Annotated in this window: 16 protein-coding genes; 8 read left to right on the top strand and 8 right to left on the bottom strand. The window is 38.0% G+C overall.

Going from position 1 to position 23347, the window contains the following annotated elements:
• The first annotated feature begins 27 nt into the window (after positions 1 to 27).
• The 3 genes from ACLLO5_RS25425 to ACLLO5_RS25415 all read left to right on the top strand — a co-directional run bounded on the left by ACLLO5_RS25425 (position 28) and on the right by ACLLO5_RS25415 (position 1811).
• Positions 28 to 249, top strand: coding sequence for an MbtH family protein (locus ACLLO5_RS25425; protein ID WP_413173251.1), 222 nt, complete (start codon positions 28 to 30; stop codon positions 247 to 249).
• A gap of 105 nt (positions 250 to 354) precedes the next feature.
• A complete protein-coding gene (locus ACLLO5_RS25420; protein ID WP_413173250.1) occupies positions 355 to 1014 on the top strand; it encodes an ATP-binding cassette domain-containing protein in 660 nt (219 codons plus the stop codon).
• Positions 1014 to 1811: an ABC transporter permease gene (locus tag ACLLO5_RS25415; RefSeq protein WP_413173249.1), complete on the top strand. Its 798-nt coding sequence runs from the start codon at positions 1014 to 1016 to the stop codon at positions 1809 to 1811. Before ACLLO5_RS25420 ends, ACLLO5_RS25415 begins: the two co-directional genes overlap by 1 nt.
• A gap of 6 nt (positions 1812 to 1817) precedes the next feature.
• On the opposite strand, the gene ACLLO5_RS25410 is transcribed toward ACLLO5_RS25415, so the two are convergent.
• The 5 genes from ACLLO5_RS25410 to ACLLO5_RS25390 form a co-directional block, all read right to left on the bottom strand.
• Positions 1818 to 3944 (bottom strand): acylase, encoded by a 2127-nt coding sequence (locus ACLLO5_RS25410; RefSeq protein WP_413176194.1) that lies wholly within the window; start codon positions 3942 to 3944, stop codon positions 1818 to 1820.
• A 51-nt stretch (positions 3945 to 3995) separates the two neighbouring features.
• A complete protein-coding gene (locus ACLLO5_RS25405) occupies positions 3996 to 4787 on the bottom strand; it encodes an ABC transporter ATP-binding protein (protein ID WP_413173248.1) in 792 nt (263 codons plus the stop codon).
• A 179-nt stretch (positions 4788 to 4966) separates the two neighbouring features.
• A complete protein-coding gene (locus ACLLO5_RS25400) occupies positions 4967 to 6007 on the bottom strand; it encodes a FecCD family ABC transporter permease (RefSeq protein WP_413173247.1) in 1041 nt (346 codons plus the stop codon).
• Positions 6004 to 6156, bottom strand: a complete 153-nt coding sequence (locus ACLLO5_RS25395; protein ID WP_413173246.1) for a hypothetical protein — start codon at positions 6154 to 6156, stop codon at positions 6004 to 6006. The genes ACLLO5_RS25400 and ACLLO5_RS25395 overlap by 4 nt, the downstream gene beginning before the upstream one ends.
• Positions 6140 to 6793: a MotA/TolQ/ExbB proton channel family protein gene (locus ACLLO5_RS25390; protein ID WP_413173245.1), complete on the bottom strand. Its 654-nt coding sequence runs from the start codon at positions 6791 to 6793 to the stop codon at positions 6140 to 6142. The genes ACLLO5_RS25395 and ACLLO5_RS25390 overlap by 17 nt, the downstream gene beginning before the upstream one ends.
• A gap of 285 nt (positions 6794 to 7078) precedes the next feature.
• On the opposite strand from ACLLO5_RS25390, the gene ACLLO5_RS25385 reads away from it, so the two are divergent.
• On the top strand, positions 7079 to 8626 hold the full coding sequence (locus ACLLO5_RS25385; RefSeq protein ID WP_413173244.1) for an energy transducer TonB: 1548 nt from the start codon (positions 7079 to 7081) through the stop codon (positions 8624 to 8626).
• 80 nt (positions 8627 to 8706) lie between these two features.
• Here the strand turns inward: ACLLO5_RS25385 and ACLLO5_RS25380 are convergent, their stop codons facing one another.
• Positions 8707 to 9669 carry a DUF1517 domain-containing protein gene (locus ACLLO5_RS25380; RefSeq protein WP_413173243.1) on the bottom strand — a complete coding sequence of 321 codons (963 nt, stop codon included), beginning with the start codon at positions 9667 to 9669 and terminating at the stop codon, positions 8707 to 8709.
• 1080 nt (positions 9670 to 10749) lie between these two features.
• Here ACLLO5_RS25380 and ACLLO5_RS25375 point away from each other — a divergent pair.
• From ACLLO5_RS25375 to ACLLO5_RS25360, 4 genes are all read left to right on the top strand, one after another.
• Positions 10750 to 11985 carry a glycosyltransferase family 4 protein gene (locus tag ACLLO5_RS25375; protein ID WP_413173242.1) on the top strand — a complete coding sequence of 412 codons (1236 nt, stop codon included), beginning with the start codon at positions 10750 to 10752 and terminating at the stop codon, positions 11983 to 11985.
• Positions 11986 to 12563: 578 nt separating this feature from the next.
• The gene (locus tag ACLLO5_RS25370; protein ID WP_413173241.1) at positions 12564 to 13937 is read left to right on the top strand and encodes an ATP-binding protein; all 1374 of its coding nucleotides are present in this window, start codon (positions 12564 to 12566) and stop codon (positions 13935 to 13937) included.
• 436 nt (positions 13938 to 14373) lie between these two features.
• Positions 14374 to 18726: a ribosome assembly protein 4 gene (locus ACLLO5_RS25365; protein WP_413173240.1), complete on the top strand. Its 4353-nt coding sequence runs from the start codon at positions 14374 to 14376 to the stop codon at positions 18724 to 18726.
• Positions 18727 to 18815: 89 nt separating this feature from the next.
• Positions 18816 to 20654 carry a tetratricopeptide repeat protein gene (locus tag ACLLO5_RS25360; RefSeq protein ID WP_413173239.1) on the top strand — a complete coding sequence of 613 codons (1839 nt, stop codon included), beginning with the start codon at positions 18816 to 18818 and terminating at the stop codon, positions 20652 to 20654.
• 334 nt (positions 20655 to 20988) lie between these two features.
• Here ACLLO5_RS25360 and ACLLO5_RS25355 read toward each other — a convergent pair whose 3' ends face one another.
• Both ACLLO5_RS25355 and ACLLO5_RS25350 read right to left on the bottom strand, forming a co-directional pair.
• Entirely contained in the window at positions 20989 to 21876 is an 888-nt protein-coding gene (locus ACLLO5_RS25355; RefSeq protein WP_413173238.1) for a succinate--CoA ligase subunit alpha, read from the bottom strand.
• Positions 21877 to 21989: 113 nt separating this feature from the next.
• On the bottom strand, positions 21990 to 23207 hold the full coding sequence (locus ACLLO5_RS25350; RefSeq protein WP_413173237.1) for an ATP-grasp domain-containing protein: 1218 nt from the start codon (positions 23205 to 23207) through the stop codon (positions 21990 to 21992).
• Positions 23208 to 23347: the final 140 nt, after the last annotated feature.

Below are 23347 nucleotides of genomic sequence, written 5' to 3'. Positions count from 1 at the left end.
TTAGTTCACTAATAGGAGATAAAAAAGATGCAAACAACAACAGAAGATACAACAATTTACAAAGTTGTCTTTAACCATGAAGAACAATATTCTATCTGGCCTGCTGATAGAAAAAATGCCATTGGTTGGAGAGATGCAGGTAAAATAGGCTTGAAATCAGAGTGTCTAGAATATATTAAGGAAGTTTGGACTGATATGCGACCTCTAAGTTTACGAAAGCAAATGGAAGAAACTGCTAGTAACAGTTAGTAGTGCCAACAATCTTTGTAGTTATTGTCTAGAGAGGTTAATTATCTCCTCTCTAATTTTTTTTATTTATTAAAATCAATGATGGGAGCAGCTAGTGTAGTATTAATGTCTACTAATCATGCTATTTTATCTGCTCAAAAGGTAGGCAGAAAAATTAATAATCAGTGGATTTGGTGTAATTTAAATTTTGAAATATTACCTGGAGAACAAGTTGCTGTAGTTGGTGCTTCCGGTTCTGGTAAGAGTTTATTATTAAGAGCGATCGCACATCTGGATTCTATTCAATCAGGACAATTTTTGTGGCAAGGGAAATCTATTGATTCTCAATATATTCCCCACTATCGTTCTCAAGTAATCTATCTCCATCAACGTCCTGCACTTTGGGAAGGAACTGTGGAAGATAACCTCAAACAAGTGTATCGTTTAGCAATCCATCGTCATAAAGTTTACGACCAACAATTAATTCTAGATTATTTACAACTTTTACATAAACCTATTGATTTTTTACACCGTCCTGTGAGTGCAATTTCTGGAGGTGAAGCACAAATTGTGGCTTTTTTACGGGCTTTACAACTTTCACCTCTTCTCTTATTACTCGATGAACCTACCGCTTCATTAGATCCAGAAACAGTCCATTGTTTAGAAAATTTGGTAATAGCTTGGCAAAAGCAAGATCCACAAAGAGCATATCTTTGGACAAGTCATGATCCCACTCAATTGGAACGTATGACAAATCGTAAAATTCACGTTAAAATTCAAGAATAATGACTAAAACTTATATTGCTATTAGTTACACTCAACTAGCATTAGCAGCTTTATTTATTTTTATTAATATAGCTCTTTCATGGATTTTGAATTTAGGATTGGGGAAAAATCTATTAATTGCTTCTTTGCGAATGGTAGTGCAGTTACTCATGGTGGGATATATACTACAATGGGTATTTACTTTACGCAATCCATTATTAATTATATGTGTAGCTTTTGCTATGACAATTATGGCGGTGATATCGAGTGTTAATCGTACTCGTCGCCGCTTTAATAGTATTTACTGGAATAATTTTATTTCTTTATTATGTGGTTCATTTTTAGTTACAGGTTTCACAGTTAGCGGCATTATTCAAGTAAAACCTTGGTATGATCCTCAGTATTTAATTCCTTTATTGGGCATGATTCTAGGCAATTCCTTAACAGGAACTTCTCTAAGTTTAGAACGATTTACAGATGATTTAATTAATCGTAAAGAACAAATTGAAGCATTGTTAACTTTGGGTGCAACTCGTTGGGAAGCTGCCCATCAAACCATCAGAGAAGCTTTGAGAGTCGGGATGATTCCTACTATTAATTCGATGATGGTGATGGGATTAGTAAGTTTACCGGGAATGATGACGGGACAAATTTTAGCTGGTGCAAGTCCATCTGATGCCATACGTTATCAAATTGTGATTATTTTTGCCCAAGCATCAGGAACAGCTATTTCTACAATGGGTGTCGTATTATTGGCATTTTTGGCATTATTTAATCAGAAACATCAAATGAAAGATGCTTTATCTAAACAAGGGTAGACATGATCAATTAAATACTTCTCTTGCTTCTAAATGAGCATTAATTTCATTTTTTGTTCGCCACACAGGACGCAACTTTTTTTCAGCAAATAGTTGTAACTGGTCACCTATATGGCGTGAATTTGGTTGTGTCGCATTTCCGTAGCTGGTAAGTGCCATTGCGCGTACTGGTTGAGAAAATTCTACTGCTGCTACAAAGGAATCACCACTCACGGCTTGAAAACGTCCTTCTGTTTCTGGTGCAAAATTAACAACTCTAAAAAGTCCTAAATATCCATCACTACCGTTGCCTGGTAAATTTATTTTTCCAATACGCAGACGGAAAACTTTTCCCCAGTTAACATCTAAGCTGCCATATTTTTTTTCTACTTCAGCCGCTACTGTTTCTAATAATTTGACCGCTGCTTTAGGGTTAGCTAAACCATCAGGTGTAGTGCGGGGTTGGCTTTCACTCCAAGCTTGACTAAAGGCTGTATCAAAATCTAATTTATCTGCCCAAGCGGTAAATAAAACTGCACCCCTACTATCTGCATCCGCTTGTTTATCCCATTTTGCTAAGACATCAGCGGCTCGTTTTGCTAGTTCGTTACCATATTTTCGGGCGGCGGGAATTAAATCATCAAGAATTCGGTCTGCTAATTCCATGCGTGTAGAATGCTTGTAGGTAATCATTTCCTCAAAGGAAATACTTTGATCTTCGGCTAACATTCTGGCAGATCGTTGGGGGCGGAAATCCATGGGACCCCGTGGTGCTATATAAGATGGATAATTATCTGCTTTGATAGCTGTGGGAAAAGTAGTTGTCCAAGGTGAATCATTGGCATTTTGTAACCAACCACTGGGCGGATCAATTACTTTTGGTAAATCTTGATAAGGGTGAAATTTAGTCCATAAAGTTTTGGATGTGTCACCAGGAATAATGCCTTGCCAATATTTAAAATCTCCTTCTTTTCGCACGGGAACTAGACCGTTAAACAGGTGCATAATATGTCCTTTTCCGTCGGCATAAATGATGGTAAACATCGGTAATTGTAACCGTTGTACTACTTTTTCAAATGTACCGAGATTTGGGGATTTTGCCATATCCCACCACTGTTCTAATATGCCTGGTCTATCTTGACCAACTACCCTTAGTGCGATGGCTTTATTATTTTTTTCGCTAATTATAGGTCCGTGAATAGAGTTTTTAACTGACAATATTTGCTCTTGGAATGAGCCATTTTTTTGTTTGACTTTTAATGAAAAGTTTGTGGTTTCAAAGGGGAGAACTTTGTGATCGAAAAGATAACCATCTTTTTGTAATTTTAGTTCGTAGGCATCCCAACCATCATGGGTGTTAACGGTGTGAGTCCAACCTAAATTGTCATTGAAGGCGATCGCTAACACGGGAATACCAACCAGTGTTGCACCATACGCATCAATGCCTGGGGTGGTAATTTGGGCTTCGTACCATAAAAATAAATTACTCCAAGGGGTATGGGGATTTGCCAATAACATAGCCTTGCCACTTTGGGAATGAGAAGGGGCGATCGCCCAACCATTAGAACCAGGGGCAGACTTTGTATCATTAATATCTGCCACTCTTCCCGGATCAACGACAAACGTAAACAGCAGTAACCTTTGCAGGTGACTGAGTACATCCTGGGGTGTAACAGGTAGCACCACTTTTACTTGCTCGTCAATTAAATCAGGATGTTCTTGAGCATAGGCATTAATTCCAGCCGCAAAAGCATCCAGATAACTGCGAAACCCAGAACTTTGTGCTTCATACCAAGCATTAGCTCGTTTAGGTACATCCATTGTTAGTACCCACTTATCCGATTCTAAATATTTTTCTCCCCAATATTCAGCCGCCTTTCCTCGTGCTTGTCCATAAAGACGTAATAACAAATTACCGTGACTTTGCATTTGCGCCCAGCCAAACGCTTTAAAAGCACCCTGATGGCTATTGCCATAAATATGTGGGATGCCGTAAGTATCCCACAGGATTTCTGTTGATTTGGGAACAGCACTAAAACTTTGACTACTCACCACCAAAGTAAATATGATGCCAAGTAAAAAAGGTAAAAATCTGCGTGATTTTTGTCGCCAGACTAGAGAATAATCAAATTTAGTTTTTGCAGCAATAAACATTGTATTCATTTGTGAGAAAATTATCCAAATTATTCCATTTAATTCTATTAATTAACCTTTACCTTTACGTCCTATTGGTACACACATGGGTGTTCCCACAACTGGGTCAGCAACAACACGACACTCTAACCCAAAAACCTCTTTTACCATTTCCTCAGTCATTACTTCTTGTGGTTCTCCAGCAGTAAAAATTCTGCCTTCTTTAACTGCTACTAAATAATCAGCATAACGACAAGCTTGATTTAAATCATGTAACACCATGACAATAGTTCTATTTTGATGCTGGTTCAATTCATACAACAAATCTAAAACTTCTATTTGGTGTGCCAAATCTAAAAAAGTAGTTGGTTCATCTAATAGTAAAATATCTGTATCTTGAGCTAATGCCATGGCAATCCAAGCTCTTTGTCTTTGTCCACCAGATAAAGTATCTAATGCTCTTTCTGATAATTTGCATAAATCGGTAATTTCTAATGCTTGGTTAACAATTTTTTCATCTTGTTGTGACCATTGTTGTAACCAATTTTGATAGGGATAACGCCCTTGTGCTACTAAATCTTTAACTGTCAAACCTTCTGGTGCTACCGGGCTTTGAGGCAAAATTCCTAATTGTTGAGCTACTTCTTTTGTCGAAAGCTGAAAAATAGATTCTCCATCCAGATATACAGCACCAAGGCTAGGTTTAAGTAATCTTGCCAACCCTCTTAATAATGTAGATTTTCCACAACCATTAGCACCAACTAAAGCACTAATTTTTCCGTTAGGTATTGCTAAATTTAAATCACGGATAATAGTAGTACCATCATAAGCTAAAGTTAAACTTTTAGTTGATAAACCTTTCATAAGAATTTTAGATTTTAGATTTTAGATTTTAGATTTTGTAATGGTAATTGGTAATTTATAAGTGATAATTGGTAATTAGGAAACTAAAAATAATTTCCCCCTGCTCCCCTCCTTCTCCTCCTCTGCTTCTTTCTTCGCTGTCACCTGTCACCTGTCACCTGTCACCTGTTCCCTGTCACCTATTTTTTCCGATTCCGAATTAATAAATATAAAAAATAAGGAGCGCCCACAGCAGCAGTAACAACTCCACAAGGAATTTCAATAGGTGTAAATAAAGTTCTTCCTAATAAGTCTGCAACAGTAACAATCATTCCCCCTAACAGTGCTGATGTGGGGATTAAACCTTGATGATTTGTACCTACTAATTGTCTGCCTAAATGGGGTGCAATTAAACCAACAAAACCGATCATTCCCGCAGTGGCTACTGATGCACCAGCTAATGCTACCGCTACCAATAGCAATAAACTACGCTGAATTTCTACGGAAATTCCTAAACTTCTAGCAACATCATCTCCTAAATTTAAGGCGTTCAAATGTCTTGCTAGTAATAAAGACATGGGTACAAAAATAATCAACCAAGGTAAAAATGAAAATACTTGCTCCCAGGTGCGTCCGTACACACTACCAGCTAACCACACCAAAGCATCACTAACACTGTAAATGTCACCGAAGGTAATCATTAAATTGGTGAAGGCAGTAGCGATCGCAGATAAACCCACACCCATTAAAATTAATAAAATCGGCGAACTGCCATTATTCCAAGCTAACCAGTAAATTAAAGCCGCCATCAACAAAGCACCAAAAAACGCTGATAAAGGTAAAGTGTAAATAGGTGCCGAAGGAAATAAAACAATAACTGTAACTGCGGCCAAACTTGCCCCAGAATTGATACCAATAATACCAGGATCAGCCAAGGGATTGCGTGTTAAACCTTGGAAAATAGTACCAGAAATAGCCAGCGCCACTCCCACCATAAAAGCGACAAGGGTACGAGGTAGACGCAAGGTGTTAATCACAAATAAATGGTCAGGGTTTCCCGTATTTACACCCAATAAAGTTTTAATAATATCCACAAAAGAGATTGGATATTCACCCCTACCCACATTCATCACCATTGCTACCCCAATCACTGTTAGTAAAAAAAACAGCATCACTGGTACACGCCGGTCTATACGAAAAGATATCGCCCAGGAACGGATAACCAACCAATCAGCCTTCATTTTTTCACCTTTGGTTTAGCCAGGTAGACAAAAAAAGGAGAGCCAACCAGTAATTCCAGGGGTTTGAGGAGGAAACGGGCAGAAATATCTGCAATCATCGGCACAATATTAATCTGTGCGGGTAATTCCGGTTCATCTTGTAGACGCATACGCTTTTTCTCCTCTTTCATAACGACGACGATATAAAAGTTCTAACTGTCCACCATATTCTTGAATCAAAGCCAATTGTCGTTGATAAAATCCTCGGAAGGTATTAGCAAAAACAAGGGTAAAAATTGCCACAATTAACCCAGTAGCGGTAGAAACCAAGGCTTCACTAATACCGCTAGTGACCCCAGCCGCTTTTGTTCCCCCAACATCACCAATATTGAGAGAAGCAAAAGAACCAATCAAACCTAAAACAGTTCCGAGTAATCCTAGCAGTGGCGCAAGGGCAATAATGGTATCAAAAATTGTATTAAACCGTTTGAATAAAGGTATTTCTGCCTGGGCTTCACTCTCCAAAGCCAAACGAAATTCTTCTGGATTTGGTTCTTCTAACTCCAAAGCTGTTAAAAAAATCCGGGCAATGGGTAAATCTGCATTCTTTCGTAATGTATTAATTGTACTGACTACATCATGCTGACGATAGAGATTCAATACATTTCTGACTACCCGTTGCTGACGGGTACTGATTGTTACCCAAAATTTGATCCGTTCTATAATCAACCCCACCGCCAACACAGAAGAACCCAGCAGAGGCCACATTACCACACCACCTGCGATAAACAGATTTTTAATATCCATGTCCGATTTGTAAGCCCTTAGTAGTAGATTTCCCAACTAGTTCAGCAAATATAGCTGATATAAGTTCTCAATTCAAATTAGAACAAATGAGAATTTATGTCAATCTTTTGCTATATATAAGGAAATAAATACATTTTATTCTGTGGTCAAAATCGCTGTAATTACTTGCTGGTAAGCAATTTTGGCTAAAATCCACAAATACCAATGCTGAAAGTGATTGATTGACATTTTTATCTCATCTCTGATATTCTTCCAGAATTAATGAAATTATCTAGCAATAACTATATGAGTTTTTCTAGCACAGCCCTAGAGCAGCGAGAAAGAGAATTAAAGGCACTGACAACTTTTTTAACCTATAGCTTGATTGGCTCGTTGACTCTACATATTGGGTTGCTGGCTTCTGGTATTGGTAATCTGCTCATGAAAGTACCGGAAATTGTACAAGAACCACTGGAAATTACTGTTGTAGAAACTCCACCGGAAACAGAACCTTTACAAACAGCAGAACAGTCACAACCTGATGTTGTCGAAAAATCCCAGATTTTGACTAGTTCAGATAGTCAGCCTGGTGGCGGGGGTGGTGGGTTGAGTATCAACAATAGTTCTTCTACATCTGAATTCAAGCCGCAACCACAACAAAACCAAGTGGTAGCCACTAAAGCCTCTCCAGTGGTTTCATTTCCGAAAATAGAAAGTCTTAAACCTTTACCTTCTATACCCAAAGAATCTATCTCGGAGAGGAAATTAGAACCCAAGTCTCAAGTAAAAGTGTCTGCTGCCCAAAATATACTTACTCAAACCTCATCTAGAGATGGCACGACAGTACAAACATTTTCACAATCCAGTGCCAATTTAAGCAAATTACTGGCAGGAATTAGAGATAATCGAGCCAATCAATCAGCTTCACAATCTTCTCCAGGTACAGCTGAGGGTAATGAAGGTGATGGAACAGCAACATCGAACTCTTCAGGTATTCCTGGCAGTGGTAGCGGTAGCGGCAGTGGTAGCGGCAGTGGTAGCGGCAGTGGCAGTGGTAGCGGCAGTGGTAGTGGTAGCGGCAGTGGTTCGACAGTTGCAACTGCACCTACACCTCCTAAAGTAGGTACTAAGTCTGGTGGTGGTAATGGACGTGCTGCTTGTCGGGAATGCAATACAAGTTATCCAGATTGGGCGAGGAGAAGGGGCGTGGAGGGTAGGGTTGAAGTGGCTGTTGATACAGATAGTGATGGTAATGTTACTAATGTTCGGTTGTTGAGATCCAGTGGTAATGAGAAGTTGGATGCGGAACATTTAGAACGGGCGCAAAAATGGAAGCTCAAACCCAGTTCGGGGGGTAGACGAGGTGTTAGTATTGGTACTGAATATGCGATCGCAGGTTCTCAACGATTTCGCCAAATACAAGAACGCAAAAAACAAAGAGAATCCGAACCCAGAAATACTGAGTCTACTAATGCTGAAACTCCAAGACGCAGCCGAAGATTGCTCACATCTGTTAGTGAAAATATTCCCCAGGAATCCACTACAGAATCTCGAAGAATTCGTCGTCGGAGAAATGTAGCAGCATCAACGGAATCGGTTTCTACTTCATCAACAAATAGAGGACAGCGTTTAGGAGAAGCTCTCAGAAGAAGAACAAATCCCACAGCAACTAATGCTGCTTCTTCTTCAGGAGAAACAAGGAAAAGAAGACGAAGACGGGAAATAACTCCAGCTTCCTCGGTCACTACCAATAATGAAAGTATTCCTAAATCTACTAGACGGCGGCGACGTTTGGAACAACCTGCTTCTTCTGAGCCAAATCAACAACCATCACAATCTAGTGAGAGTAATTAATTCTTAATTTAACGTGAATTTGACGAAATAATTTGACTTTTCTCCAAACCTCTCCCCGCAACGAGGAGAGGCTTTAACTATCAAACCAATGTCAAATCAGGATACTCAGCAAATAAATCATCAGAAGTCAAAGTATCTCCTTCTGCTTGAGGAGTCCACAAAACTTCAATTGCTAAAACTTGCTCACCGGGAAGACTGCCAATTTGTCTCAAAGCTTGACGTAATTCGTCAGTGCTGTTAATTTTTCCAATTGCAAATTTACCCAAAGTTGCAGCTAGTAAGGTGACAATAATATATTCTCCCGGCCCTTCACTAATCAAACGGGTAGGGTTATCTACATCACCTGGTAATTCTTTAGCCAGGACAGATTTTAGCTGGTTGTTAACGTTGGATAGGGTTTCTTCGCTAAATTTGCTGCGTTCAGCCAATGATAAGCGGTTAAATTGAGATTCGGCTGAGTTTAATTTTGCTTGTTGTGTACCACCACCCGCATATACCCAATATTCAGGATGACGCAATAAAGCTAAACTCGCTTCTTGTAAAATTTCTGCTTTCCCTTCTGGAGAGTTAGTATCAGCTTTTTCGGCTATTTGGTTGAGTTCGGTTTGTAACTCTCTGGCTTGTGCTAACAAACCTACTTGTAAGCGGGTAACAGAAACTTCGGGGTTACTACCATAACCGACATCTTCAGTTTCTCCACTGCTGACACGACGGAAAGATTGGACTAAAAAGTTTGCGATCGCTAAAAATATTAAAATCGTAAACACACCACCAAAACCACCCCCAATACCCCAAAAAGGGATCAAGAACGGAAAACCAAAACCACCACCACCAGGATAATAACCCCCACCACCAGGAGATGCGTAGGTGCGTGGTGTGTAAGTGCGGCTAGATGGCATTCTAAAAGAACCGCCACCAATTCGTCCACCAGTACGAGCTGCTAAAGCACCATCAGCATTACCCAAAGCCAGGGCTAACACCAGACCCAGGACAACAGAGATTTTTAACAGCGGTTTGAGTATTTGTTGTATTTTTTTACGCATAATCATCACAGAAAAAGACTAATTTTAAGATTTCTCCACCACTGCTAGGAGTTTAACAACGTAGGAGACACCACCAACTACAAGCAAATACATTTGAGATTTTTATCCCAATTGGAACAAAGAAAGCGACAGATGAAAAAATGAAAAGCTTACATAGCAACACTTTCACCATTCAAAGTCCAAAATTCCCAATCCCAAATGGTATTAGCCATAGCACTAGACAGGTTGATTAGAACATCAATTAAAGGTGAAATTCAGAATACAAAAGGGTTTTACTTCTGAATTCTGACTCCAGACTCCTGCTATATATATTCAATCTACCGTGTCTTATCTTGAGTTGGCAGTCAACAGAGGGGGGATTTCTTGCGTTGATAACCGTACCGCAAAACATCTTTGTAAGTGCAGAACTTTGGAATCAATTAATTATTTAATTATTACACAGTATAGATACACAAATACTTATATGCCACAATTTTGACTCCTGATTACGCAAATCATCACCACAAAATTTTTTCTTAGCGAGATTATTTTTTTCCGGATTAGGAAAGAATCCCTAGCAAAGTTGGGCAGGGGGTTAAAGTTATCATGGCAGTGATTAATATAATTAGTAATAGTATTTCTATCTTAAGTAATACAGGAATTCAAAAATGTAAACAATGAGCCAATAGTCATCATCAATTAGTTATAAATTCCCTTAATTTAGGTATCAAATAGCCAATTATTTTTGGCATTTTGGCATGAACATTTATGCTTTTAAAGTTATAGTATTGGAGGAAATCAATTTATTAATGACCACAGTATTATCCTCATCAATTGCTGGATAACAATCCGATAAAATCAGACACTGTAAAAAATTATATGACTTCCTTCAGTTCTAATGTGATGTATTAGCCTCACTTGAATCCACATTCAGCCTGGAGAGAATTTATTGTGTACATCAGAGTCATTCCCACTTTATAAAAAGCTGAGTAAACTTTCTCACAGCCCATCTGTTTAAGATTACAAAATATCCCATTTCAAATCTCACAAAACCTATTAACAATCAATTCGAGAATTTGAAGTTTATTTAGAACCTAAATTATGGAAAATATTTCACAAATAGGGACACATATTAGGGAGAAAACTGCTTATCCAGATATCCTTGTTATCTCCCGCATCTTTCAGCCACAAGAAGCTGTCATTGGAGAATATATCTATAATCGCTGTTTACAAGACCCAGAAAGGGTAATCGTCCTAGCCGCTGGTTGTTTAGGAGATAAAATATTTGATAAATCTCAAAATTTTCCCGTTTATCGTTGGCCTAACAGTAATTTCTGGACTAGTACATTATTGACTAGATTACTGAAGCCTATATTCAATATTATTTGCTCCGTATTACTAGCCATAAAACTCTATTTCCGTTATCATTACCGCTACATTGAATGGTGTCACGGTTACGATTTCCCCGCTTTACTTCTACTAAGTTATATCCTACCCGTTCGCTTTTTTATCTACCTCCATGGTAATGATTTAGTTAGTAATTTGCGTAATCCATTGTGGCGACAATTATTTAAACTTACCCTCACAAGAGCCGAAGGAATTGTTTGCAACAGTTCCTACATTCGCGACATTTTAAGAAAAAACTTTCGCCTAGACACTCCTACTCATGTAATTAACCCAGTCGTAAGACCCGAAAAATTTGGTACTCCCACCAGTCCCAGTCATCTCAATGATTTACGTATCCGGTTACGTCAAGCTTATAATATTCCTGAAACAGCTATTCTGATTCTTTCCGTTGGTAGATTAGTTCAACATAAAAGCTTTGACCGCATCATAGATAACATCCCTTTACTATTAACTATAGGCATAGATGTCCATTACATAATTTGTGGCACTGGTTCTTGTGAACAACAACTAAAATCCCAAGCTCAACGCTTGCGGGTAGATAAACGAGTACACTTTGCAGGCCATATACCAGAACGAGAATTAGCCAGTTATTATGTAGCCTGTGACATCTTCGCCATGCTAACTTTGTGGGAAGACAAAGATAAAAGCATAGATAACTTTGGTATGGTTTACTTAGAAGCAGAATACTTTGGTAAACCTATAATTGCCTCTGGCTTAGGGAGTATTTTAGATGTAGTTCACCATGAAGAAAACGGCCTCTTGGTAAATCCCCATTCTGGCTATGCAGTTTTGCAAGCTTTTAAACGGTTGTGTCAAGACAAACAACTACGGGAAAAACTCGGTCGTCAAGGACAGGAATTCGCCAAAAGAAAAACCTATCACCGTTGGCTATATGCACCAGAATCTCGTTATTCTTGTTTGTTGAACTAGAAAACCACGGTTGTTATCAGTTATTCAGTTATCAACTATTATCTATCCATGCAATATGAGATAGGGAATAGAGAACAGGGGAAATACCAATTTGAAAAATGATTTTTACAGATGTCGGTTGGGTTGACGTTAGGAAACCCAACATTTACGGGTTTTTGTTGGGTTGCGCTTTCTTTTGACCCAACCTACGCATCTTTCGCACTCTTTTATTGAATTAGTATAAGTTTTTTCAATCAGGCTTTTTCCAAAAAAGGCAACCTACTATGTTTATTGAGAATATATCATAGTCATTCTCAAGATTATTGAGAATGATCGCAATAAATCAACGATTTTATTAGGGTATTAGCTCTTGATTTTTTGTGCTATTATTTGGGTGTATCATCCAAGGGAGTGATATTAGTAATTTTTAGGTTCAATAGAGAATTCACAGATATAGAAACGAAAAACCGCTGCTGATAGTCTCTTTCCTATCACTTATCGTTAAATTTATCTGAAAAATCACTGAAATCACCATAAAACAACTATTCTTGTCAGTAGGGATATTACGCAACTAATAGCATAATCATACTACTGGTACAATGACAATAAATATAAAGGATTTTTATAAAGCCACCAACCCTGCTCGCACTCTTGTAGCACGAAATGTAGAAGATCAAAAATGTTATATTGACTTTTCTGAAGTACGTGGTGAAGATATCATCAGCACCATCAAAGATCATATAGATTGGAATACAGATGAGCCTACCTGTAATCTATTTACCGGACATATCGGTTGCGGTAAATCTACAGAACTATTACGGTTACAGGTGGAATTAGAAGCCGCAGATTTTCATGTTGTGTATTTTGAATCTAGCGAAGATTTAGAAATCACAGATATAGATATTGCTGATGTATTTCTGGCTATTGCTAGTCGCATTAGTAAAAGTCTAGATACAATCGTTCTCGAAGAACCGAAAAAATTTCAAGAACTACTCCAAGGTGCATGGAATATTTTAAACTCTGAAGTTACAACTGTGAAAGCCAAAATTCCTGGTGTTCCAGAAGTTGGGGTTAATCTTGACGGACAAAAATTATCTTTGTCTTTGGGTATTGGGGAAATCACTACAAAAATGAAAAGTGATTCCACATTACGAGCCAAAATAAATAAATATTTAGGACCACAGAAAACCAATTTACTACAAGCAATTAATCAAGAACTTTTAGAACCAGCCATTGCTAAACTAAAACAACAGGGTAAAAATGGTTTAGTTGTCATAGTTGATAACCTAGACCGCATAGATAACAGCGTGAAAGCTTGGGGTCGGACACAACAAGAATATATATTTGTAGACCAAGGGGAATATCTGACTAAACTTAATTGTCATGTCATTTATACCATGCCTTTGGCGTTGAAATTTTCTAACGAATACGGTACATTAACCCAACGATTTCCAGAAGAACCAAAAATATTACCAATGGTTCCCGTCAAGCGGTCAGATGGTAGCGTCCATGAACAGGGATTAGAACTGATGAAACAGATGATTTTAGCTAGAGCTTTTCCCAATTTATCACCAGAAGAACGCTTAAATAAGCTTACTGAAATTTTTGACACTCCAGAAACTTTAGACCGCTTGTGTCAGATTAGCGGTGGTCATGTGCGCGATATTTTGAGGTTATTAAATCCCTGGATTATGAAAGATAAAAAATTTCCTCTCCAGAGTAAAACCTTAGAGCAGATTATTCGTGAACGACGCAATGAAATGTCCTTACCTATTTCTGCTGGAGAATGGGAATTATTACGTCATGTCAAACAAACTAAGCACGTTAATGATGACCAAGGATATCAGAAATTAATCCGCAGTCGATTTGTATTTGAATATCGAGATCAGGGTGAATTATGGTTTGATGTCAATCCAATTTTAGCTGAATCAGAAAAGTTGTCAGAATCAGGATATCCAGGATTTAAGGATTAACAGGATTTAGATTTTGTCTGAATCAGGATTTCCAGAATTTAAGGATTTACAGGATTTTAGATTTTGTCTGAATCAGGATATCCAGGATTTTGGATTTTGTCTGAATCAGGATTTCCAGAATTTAAGGATTAACAGGATTTTGGATTTTGTCTGAATCAGGATTTCCAGGATTTTGGATTTTGTCTGAATCAGGATTTCCAGGATTTAAGGATTTACAGGATTTTAGATTTTGTCTGAATCAGGATTTCCAGGATTTAAGGATTAACAGGATTTTGGATTTTGTCTGAATCAGGATATCCAGGATTTAAGGATTTACAGATTTTCAGTCATCTTTAGATGACTTTTGCTATGAGACTGGGAATTAATTCCCAGTCGGGATATAGGTTTTACGTTAAATTGACACTATTATTGAATCACCAATTACCAATTACCAAATATGACAAACTCACAACAATTAGAAGATTTAGCATGGGCTTTAGAAGCTTCTACCGGAGAATTTAAGCTGATTTTGGCTAAGTGTAATTATCTCAACTTACAAAATCAACTCATTGAAGAATTGCAAAAAATATGCGATTTTGAAATTAGCATTTTACGGCTACAAACATCAGAAAGGACATTATATAACGCGATTAAAGAAGAATTTAACGATGAAATTCAAGCCTTAATGATTGTCGGTTGGGAATCATTACCGAATTTATCAAAAATGTTCAGTTCAGCTAATCAAGTCCGGGAAGAATTTAGAAATAATTGCAAATATCCGGTAGTGCTATGGATTAATGATCAAATATATCAACAAATTTTGGAATCTGCTAGTGATTTTGAAAGTTGGGGAATTACTATCAATTTTATTCTTCCTTTTGATGAATTAATTAATTTAATCAAATCAATAACAGAAAACATATTGAATAATGAATTAAATATAAATTTACAAGAACTTGCATTAGCATTACAAGATTTACAAAAATATAATCAAGATTTAGAACCAGATTTTCAAGCGAATAGTAATTTTTTAAAAGGATTTATTGAATATCATAAAAATCAATTAGATACAGCTATTAATTGCTATCAACAAAGTTTGGATTTTTGGCAAACAACCGATAATTTTAAAATTCAAGGTAAAATACTTTATAACTTGACAATTTCTAATTATGAAAAATCTATAGCTAACCCCACAGCAACAAAAGAAAAGGAAGAGATTAAAAATTATCTGCAACAAACATTAGAAAAATTCAAAAATGCTCAACGTTTAGATTTAATTGCTAATTCTTTATCAAGATTTGGTTTAATTCTGCAAGATTTACAAGCATGGCAACAATTACAAACATTAGCTACGCAAGCATTAGAAATACATCAAGCTGAAAATAACGTCTTGAAAATATCTGAAGATTATATATTTTTAGCAAAAGCTGTTTTTGGTCAATTAAATTTTACAGAAACAGAAAAAATTGCTCAACAAGGATTAACTATTTTAAATACGGTTAATAATTCAGAATCTGATCTAGATTACTTTGTCCAAAGTCTACTTTTAATCTTAGCACAAGCTCAAGAAAAATTACAGAAATATCAACCAGCGATTAAAAGTTTAAACTTAGCCAAAGAGTTAGGGGTAACAAATAACCAACCAAAATTGTATGTTAAAATTCTCAATCTTTTACAACAGCTATTATTTCAACAAAAAGATTATCTCGCAGCTTTTAACACCAAATTAGAATCTCGTTCTATTGAACAGCAATTTGGTTTGCGGGCGTTTATTGGTGCAGGTTGGTTAAAACCATCGAAATCTCTACAAATAAATAAAAATATTCAAACCGAAAAAATTGCCCCAGAAATTGAAGCATCTGGTCGTAAAATTGATGTAGATAATTTATTAGAACGCATTGGTAGACCTGATAAAAAAATTATTGTCATTCATGGACAATCGGGAGTTGGCAAAAGTTCCCTAGTTAATGCTGGCTTAATTCCCGCATTGCAAAATAAAGCTATAGGTATTCAAGATAATTTACCTGTAACTATCAGAGTTTATAATAGTTGGTTTAGGGAATTAAAAGAACAATTATTAAATGTATTGCCAGAAAGATTCAAGCCAGAAGCATTAAAATTAGATACCCAAGAAGAATTTATTATCAAGCTGGAAGAAATTGAAAAATATAATTTGCGAACAATATTAATTTTTGACCAGTTTGAAGAATTTTTCTTTGTTTATGATGATGAAAAAGCCAGACAGCAATTTTTTCATTTTTTAGGAAAATGTCTAACTATTACTTCGCTGAGAGTAATTTTGTCATTGCGGGTAGATTACTTGCATCTGTTATTAGACTGCAACGAATTAGAAAGCATGAAAATTATCAGCCAGGATATTCTGAGTAAAGAGGTACTTTATAAACTAGGAAATTTAACAACAGAAAACGCTAAATTAACTATTCAGCGGTTAACCAAAAATACTACTTTTCGGTTAGAACCGGATTTAATTAACCGATTGTTGCAAGATTTATCTGGGGAAGAAGATTTAGCAGGAGAATTAGGTTCAGTTCGTCCCATTGAATTGCAGGTAGTGGGAGCGCAATTAGAAACAGAAAATATTACAACTTTAGCCGCATATCAGAAAATTGGTAACAAGCAACAACTGGTTAAACGTTATTTAGCAGAAATAGTCAATGATTGCGGTGAAGAAAATCAAGAAATTGCCGAATTATTACTGTATTTTCTCACGGACGAACAAGGAACACGACCGTTAAAAACTAAAGCTGAATTAGAACGAGATTTGCAATCATTATTAGAACGAGATAAAACCAAAGCTGAGAATAACTTAGATTTAGTGTTAGAGATATTTGTGAAATCTGGTTTGGTGGTGTTGTTACCAGAAAACCCCTTTGACCGTTATCAACTAGTTCATGATTATTTGGCTTTGTTTATTCGTCAACAACAAGAACCAAAATTAAAAGCTGTAATGGAGGAGTTGGAAAAAGAAAGACAGCAAAGAAAAATAGGTGAAGCGAAATTAAATCGGTTTCTTAAATTTGCCCTTGCAGCTTCAGTAGCCGCAGGGGTAGTATTAACTGGGTTAACGGTGACAGCTTGGAATGCCGCACAGAGGGCAGAAACACAGAAACAAGAAGCAGAAACACAGAAACAAGAAGCAGAAACACAGAAAAAACAAGCAGCTATTAATGAAATTCAAGCCTTAACACAATCTAGTGAAGCCCGTTTTGCTTTGGGAGAAACCAGTAACGCCTTAATAGAAAGCTTGAAAGCTGGTGGAAAACTCAAACTTGCATCATCCTGGGCAAAATCTGATACTCAAATCCCTACTAGGGCAGCATTACGGCAAGCGGTATACTTGAAGCCCAATGAGCAGCCAATAAACAGAGCCTTAAACGTTAATACTTTACAAGGTCATGAGAGTTGGGTCAGGAGTGTGGTATTTAGCCCCGATGGTAAACAACTGGCTTCTGGGAGTGATGACAAAACCATCAAAATCTGGGATGTGACTACTGGTAAAGTCCTTAATACCTTGAAGGGTCATGAGAGTTGGGTCTTGAGTGTGGTATTTAGCCCCGACGGCAAACAACTGGCTTCTGGGAGTCAAGACAAAACCATCAAAATCTGGGATGTGACTACTGGTAAAGTCCTCAATACCTTGAAGGGTCATGAGAGTTCAGTCTTGAGTGTGGTATTTAGCCCCGACGGTAAACAACTGGCTTCTGGGAGTGATGACAAAACCATCAAAATCTGGGATGTGACTACTGGTAAAGTCCTTAATACCTTGAAGGGTCATGAGAGTTCAGTCTTGAGTGTGGTATTTAGCCCCGACGGCAAACAACTGGCTTCTGGGAGTTATGACAAAACCATCAAAATCTGGGATGTGACTACTGGTAAAGTCCTCAATACCTTCAAGGGTCATGAGAATTTGGTCTTGAGTGTGGTATTTAGCCCCGACGGCAAACAACTGGCTTCTGGGAGTTCAGACAAGACCATCAAAATCTGGGATGTGACTACTGGTAAAGTCCTCAATACCTTCAAGGGTCATGAGAGTTCAGTCTTGAGTGTGGTATTTAGCCCCGACGGCAAACAACTGGCTTCTGGGAGTGATGACAAGACCATAATTTTATGGGATTTGAATTTAGATAATTTAGTCACCAGTGGTTGCAATTTGCTGAATAATTATTTAATTGGTAATCCTCAAGTGTTGGCAGAATTAAAGGATTGCCAAACTCCATCTCGGTTATTATTAGCAGCAACGGTGTTAGTTATCCAAGGTGAGAATTTAGCGGAAAATGATGATATGAATGGGGCTTTAGCTAACTTCCGCATAGCCCAAGAATGGGATAAGAATTTAAATTTTGACCCCCAGGTAAAAGCACAGGAGTTTGCAAATAAAGGTAAGGCTAAACGCTTGGTTACAGAGGGAGAAAGCAATGTGCAGAAAGGAGAAGTTAAGAAGGCATTAGAAAATTATGCTGAAGCACAAAAAATATATCCCCCATTAGAAATTACTGCCGATTCTTGGCATACACTTTGTAGATATGGCAGTTTAAAAAAACAAGCCTCTGAGGTAATGTTTGCCTGTGATGAGGCTATTAATTTGTCGCCTAACTATGGTGATTATCGTGATAGTCGTGGTTTAGCTAGGGCTTTGACTGGTAATTATTCAGAGGCTATTGAGGATTTTAAGGCATTTATTAAATGGACTAGTGATAAAAATAAGAAAGCGCAACGCCAAGGCTGGGTGAAGGAACTGAAAGCTGGGAAAAATCCCTTTACTGATGAGGTGTTGAAGAAATTACAATAAATTTCCACCCGCAGCATAGTGAAGATTAACTTGCGGTTCTGCTGATTGCTATAGAATGGGAGTTGTTGTGATGTTCTCTGTTAGCTAAAGTGTCAGAATCCCTACCTTTGCAGGATCGCTACCTGGCGTTGATTGATGAAATAGTCGAAACCACTCTCAAAGGGAAAATTAGCTCTGTAGAGCAGGTATACCAAATGTTACTCAAAGGTATCGCTTCCGGTACGGGGGAAGTATTTGAGTTAGCTTTGAGCGATCGCTTGACAACCCTGCAAACTCAAGTCGATACTGAAAAAGACGAACTAAAAAAGTCCAAAGCCACACGCAGATTAAGAGCAATTAAAACCATTCAATCTCAATGGCAACGCTGGCAAGAACAAAACAAAGCCACAGAAGTCATATCTTTAGCAGTTCGAGAAATTACCATTGCCACCAATGAACAGCGTTTAGCCGTATTTTTGCGTTTTCTTGACCCTAATCAAAAATATCCGTTAAATTTATCCCAATTACAGCAATTAGCCAAAGCCTTACAACAATTTGGTGCAGCTAATCCTGATTTAATGGCAATATCTACAGGTATCACCAATGGTATCGCAGCTTGGCAACGCATCCAAGAAAACCTCCTCAGTTGGATGTATGAACAAAAAACCTCTCTCGGATTTGGTGGTGTACCCGGTGAAAGAGGGCCTTGGGCCAGTTGGGCAAAATTAGTTAAAAGCGAAATACCACAAACATTTTTTCGCACCTTAGCATTAGAACAATCTCCAATTGAATTTACCCAAAAACAACCAAACATTACCCTCAGTGATTGGGTAGAATTAGCAATAGTTTTACAATTCTTACAACGTGGTTTAGTTACCTGGTTTGATCAACAAGCTTATGATATTCAAGCAGGCCCAAAATTATCAATTTCCACATTCTTGACCTTTGCAGTTATTTGGAGTCAATTAGCAGCCGGCTTTCAAACCCAAGCAGCATACAGCAATGGAGCTTCTTTAATTATGCTCCAAATTTTACGAACCTTTGCCCAACGTCCTTATTTTCCCCTCTATGGTGGGATTTTCGCTTCTTTTTCTGGTAGTTCTTTGCGTGATGCCCTCGATTATTTAGATGAACCTCTGCGTTCTGTGGAAGGAACACAAGAAAAAGCCCGAATTTTAACGTTATTAGGTTATTCTCAACGAGCTTTAGGCAGATATCCACGCTCAATAAATTTTCATCAGCAAGCTTTGGAAATTGCCAGAAGTGCTAAAGATAGCCCTTGTGAAATTGCTAATCTTAACCACCTCAGTCGTACCTACGTCCAAGAAAAAAATTATCCCGAAGCCATTAATTACAGTCAACGAGCATTAATATTAAGTAGACAAGCAGGTGACAAAACCGGAGAAACCAACGCGCTGGTAAATTTAGGTTACAGCGAAGTTATGCAAGCACAGCAATTAGAAAATAGCGAACCTGAAGTTTATGAATCAGCAATTAATTATTTAGAACAAGGTTTAAAGTTAGCGGAAAAATTAGGTGATTTGCAAACTCAAGCCTTATGTTTTAGCAGCTTAGGAATTGCTTATTTAGTCACCGCACAACACGAAAACGCCATTAAATATTTAGAAATTGGTTTCAAAACCGCCCAAGTTTCCGGTGACTTATATCTTCAAGGACGAAATTTAGCTTATTTATCAGAAGCTTCTTATCACCTACTAAATTTTGAAAAAGCTATTTATACAGGTAGTCTGGGAATGTATCTCCTAGAACAAATTTCTTCCCAAGAATGGAGACAACCCGCAGGTTTATTAACAATCATCAAAGGACAACTTGGTACAGATAAATTCCAAGTTCTCCTCCAACAAAATCGCCCCAAAATCATCTCCGTTATCGGTGTAGATGGTTATGATCATATTCCTCAATTATTGGATGAATATCAGAATGGGTAATTCAGGAGGCAGAAGGCAGGAGGCAGGAGGAGAAAGTCATTGTCAATGTTCCAAAATAATGAGGTAAAGGTGTTGACTTCAGCCCGAAAACCTGATATACTCAATCTTGATAAGGAAGAACTATTTTCCAATAATTGGTGTTAAATAGGGCTTGCTGATAGCGGAGCGTGGCGTAAGCCATATAAACCTAAAACTTATACTAAAGACGGTTAGGACTTGGACTTTTCTAAAATTAGGAAAACCTAGATTTGTAGGGGTAATTCATGAATTACCCCTACCTATAGAACTTTTTAAACCGCCTCTACTCTCCCTGTCACCTGTCACCTGTCACCTGTCACCTATTCCCCATCACCTGCTTCAACAATTCGGGAATCTGTGCAGGATATTCAGCCACAGGAACTTCTACTGCTTGGAAAGCCGTTAATTTATTTTGTGTAGTGCCAAAATTAGGATCACGTCTGACAACCGTCGCAATATTTCCTGTCTGATGCCAATATTTGCTTTGTGGTGCGTGTCTACCTGCAATATAAGCAATAACAGGCTTATCAATCGCTTCCGCTATATATTGTGCAGCAGCTTCTTCACTTCCTCCCCCTGGTTGACCGACTAAAACGATCGCATCGGTAGTTTCATCTTCATCCAGAATTTGCAACCATTGTAGGAAAGATGAACCAACAATAGCATCACTACCAATACTCACACTAATTGATTGACCCAAACCAGCTTGAGTTAATTCCCAAGCCACTTCATAAGTGAGAGTGCTACTACGGCTCACAATTCCCACTGAACCTGGTGTATAGAATTCACTCGGTTGAGTGCCTAAGAGAATCTTCCCAGGAACAATAATTCCCGGACTGTTTGGACCCACCACCAAAATTTCACGAGTCTCAGTTTTGCGGAGTAATGTCACCATATCCAACGGTGGCACACCAGCAGAAATAATAATTATCTGTCTAATATTAGATGCGATCGCTTCCAATGCCGCATCTAAAACTTGATAAGGGTGGACACAAATAATTGTCGTATCAATTGCCCCCAATTTAGATATCGCTTCCTCTACTAAATCAAACACTGGCAGATCATACTTCACCTGTCCACCACATCCAGGCTGAACACCAGCTATCAAATTAGTGCCGTAAGCTTTCATTTGAGCAATATGAGTTGCTGATATAAATTCACTAAAGCCTTGTATTAAAACTTTGCTATCTGGTCTTAAGTTCATAAAATTTAGTCATTAGTTATTAGTCAGTGGTCATTAGTCATTATCTCTCCTGCTCTCCCCCTGCTTCTTCTCTGTCACCTGTCACCTGTCACCTGTCACCTATCAACTATCTCCTACTTTTTATACGCAGGTAACTTAGCCAAACGGACGGCCTGTGCCACAGCTTCATTTAAACTTTCTACTACTATCAGCGTGTCGCTTTCAGAGTTGAGAGCAGTTAAATGTTTCTTGGCATCCTGAAATTCTGCACCAGCAAGACGGAAAACCAGCCTGGGTAAATGTCTGGACTTATTTTTACCAGTAGTTGACAAAGGAGATTTCAGTTCTTGCAGGTCTAGTTGTATAAAATTGGCAACGACCTCTGGCATTTGGGAGACATCAGGAATAGTCCCCAGAAAATTAACCAGAATCACTTGAATGCTTTTGTCGCTGGCTAAATTTCTCAGACTTGTGGCCAAGCGATCGCCAAAAGTATTTGGTGTAGTATCAGTTAAAAAAGAATGCCGTAAATTGAAAGACACACCAGGTTTACCACCCGCATTAAAAACAGCATCCAAGGTAGTCAACAAAGAACCAGTCCCATTGGCTAAAATACCGATTTTTCCATGAATTCCCAGCCCATTGCCATCACCCAAAATATTGTTAGTCCTACTATTTTTATTCCTATTTGCTATTTTGGCTGCCATTTGGGCGATTTCTGGATGACGATTAATTGCCCTGGGATTGACTCTAATTTTACCATTGAGAGCCATCACCTGCCCCGTAGCACTGACCGCTAGAGGATTGATCTCAATTAAATCCAGGTCTTTTTGTACAAATAACTGGTACATTTTTTCTATAATGTCGCTGACTGACTGCATCAGCGCACCCTGCAAACCCATTTTCAATCCCAATCGTCTGGCATAAAATGGCGAAAATTCCTGTTCTACAACCACATATTGCATTTTCTCCCCTGGAGATTCCCAATCAATATCTGGTTCTTTACAACCCAAAAGCACCGGACGACACAGAGCAGTATCTAAAACCACCGCCAGATAAAATTCATCTTTAGCATCATACTTAGATTCTGCCAGTAACACCTCTGGCAATTCACCCCAGATTGGCAAATTAAAGATATTTTGAGCCGCTGCGATCGCATCAATCGTGGTTTCCACAATCCTGACTCCACCAGCCTTAGCTCTTTCATCTGCGTGTACTTGCGATTTTAGTACAATTGGATAGCGAATTTTTAAGCGTTTTAAATCTGTAGGATGGTCAATTCTTTGGGATGGTAAAACGGGAATGCCCATCTTGCCAAACCATTCTTTAACTTGGTACTCCAATAAATCCATTGACACACACCTTGTATTAACAATTCCAAAGCAGCTTCTTAGTTTTAGCTGAACGTTTACACAGCACTTAGATTACATAATTACGCTTTGGTTGGCTAGAAAATTTATTTAGCACGAATTAATTTTATCGAATTCGTCAA

The organism is Anabaena azotica SJ-1 (assembly GCF_047275885.1).
Classification (GTDB): Bacteria; Cyanobacteriota; Cyanobacteriia; order Cyanobacteriales; family Nostocaceae; genus Trichormus_B; species Trichormus_B azotica_A.
The sequence above is the reverse complement of the archived record's forward strand: the minus strand, read 5'-3'. Positions and strand labels throughout refer to the sequence as shown.

Excerpts from the sequence above, each read along its gene's own strand:
- ACLLO5_RS25425 (WP_413173251.1), top strand. The coding sequence starts at position 28 with ATGCAAACAACAACAGAAGATACAACAATTTACAAAGTTGTCTTTAAC.
- ACLLO5_RS25420 (WP_413173250.1), top strand. The coding sequence starts at position 355 with ATGTCTACTAATCATGCTATTTTATCTGCTCAAAAGGTAGGCAGAAAA.
- ACLLO5_RS25415 (WP_413173249.1), top strand. The coding sequence starts at position 1,014 with ATGACTAAAACTTATATTGCTATTAGTTACACTCAACTAGCATTAGCA.
- ACLLO5_RS25410 (WP_413176194.1), bottom strand. The coding sequence starts at position 3,944 with ATGTTTATTGCTGCAAAAACTAAATTTGATTATTCTCTAGTCTGGCGA.
- ACLLO5_RS25405 (WP_413173248.1), bottom strand. The coding sequence starts at position 4,787 with ATGAAAGGTTTATCAACTAAAAGTTTAACTTTAGCTTATGATGGTACT.
- ACLLO5_RS25400 (WP_413173247.1), bottom strand. The coding sequence starts at position 6,007 with ATGAAGGCTGATTGGTTGGTTATCCGTTCCTGGGCGATATCTTTTCGT.
- ACLLO5_RS25395 (WP_413173246.1), bottom strand. The coding sequence starts at position 6,156 with ATGCGTCTACAAGATGAACCGGAATTACCCGCACAGATTAATATTGTG.
- ACLLO5_RS25390 (WP_413173245.1), bottom strand. The coding sequence starts at position 6,793 with ATGGATATTAAAAATCTGTTTATCGCAGGTGGTGTGGTAATGTGGCCT.
- ACLLO5_RS25385 (WP_413173244.1), top strand. The coding sequence starts at position 7,079 with ATGAGTTTTTCTAGCACAGCCCTAGAGCAGCGAGAAAGAGAATTAAAG.
- ACLLO5_RS25380 (WP_413173243.1), bottom strand. The coding sequence starts at position 9,669 with ATGCGTAAAAAAATACAACAAATACTCAAACCGCTGTTAAAAATCTCT.
- ACLLO5_RS25375 (WP_413173242.1), top strand. The coding sequence starts at position 10,750 with ATGGAAAATATTTCACAAATAGGGACACATATTAGGGAGAAAACTGCT.
- ACLLO5_RS25370 (WP_413173241.1), top strand. The coding sequence starts at position 12,564 with ATGACAATAAATATAAAGGATTTTTATAAAGCCACCAACCCTGCTCGC.
- ACLLO5_RS25365 (WP_413173240.1), top strand. The coding sequence starts at position 14,374 with ATGACAAACTCACAACAATTAGAAGATTTAGCATGGGCTTTAGAAGCT.
- ACLLO5_RS25355 (WP_413173238.1), bottom strand. The coding sequence starts at position 21,876 with ATGAACTTAAGACCAGATAGCAAAGTTTTAATACAAGGCTTTAGTGAA.
- ACLLO5_RS25350 (WP_413173237.1), bottom strand. The coding sequence starts at position 23,207 with ATGGATTTATTGGAGTACCAAGTTAAAGAATGGTTTGGCAAGATGGGC.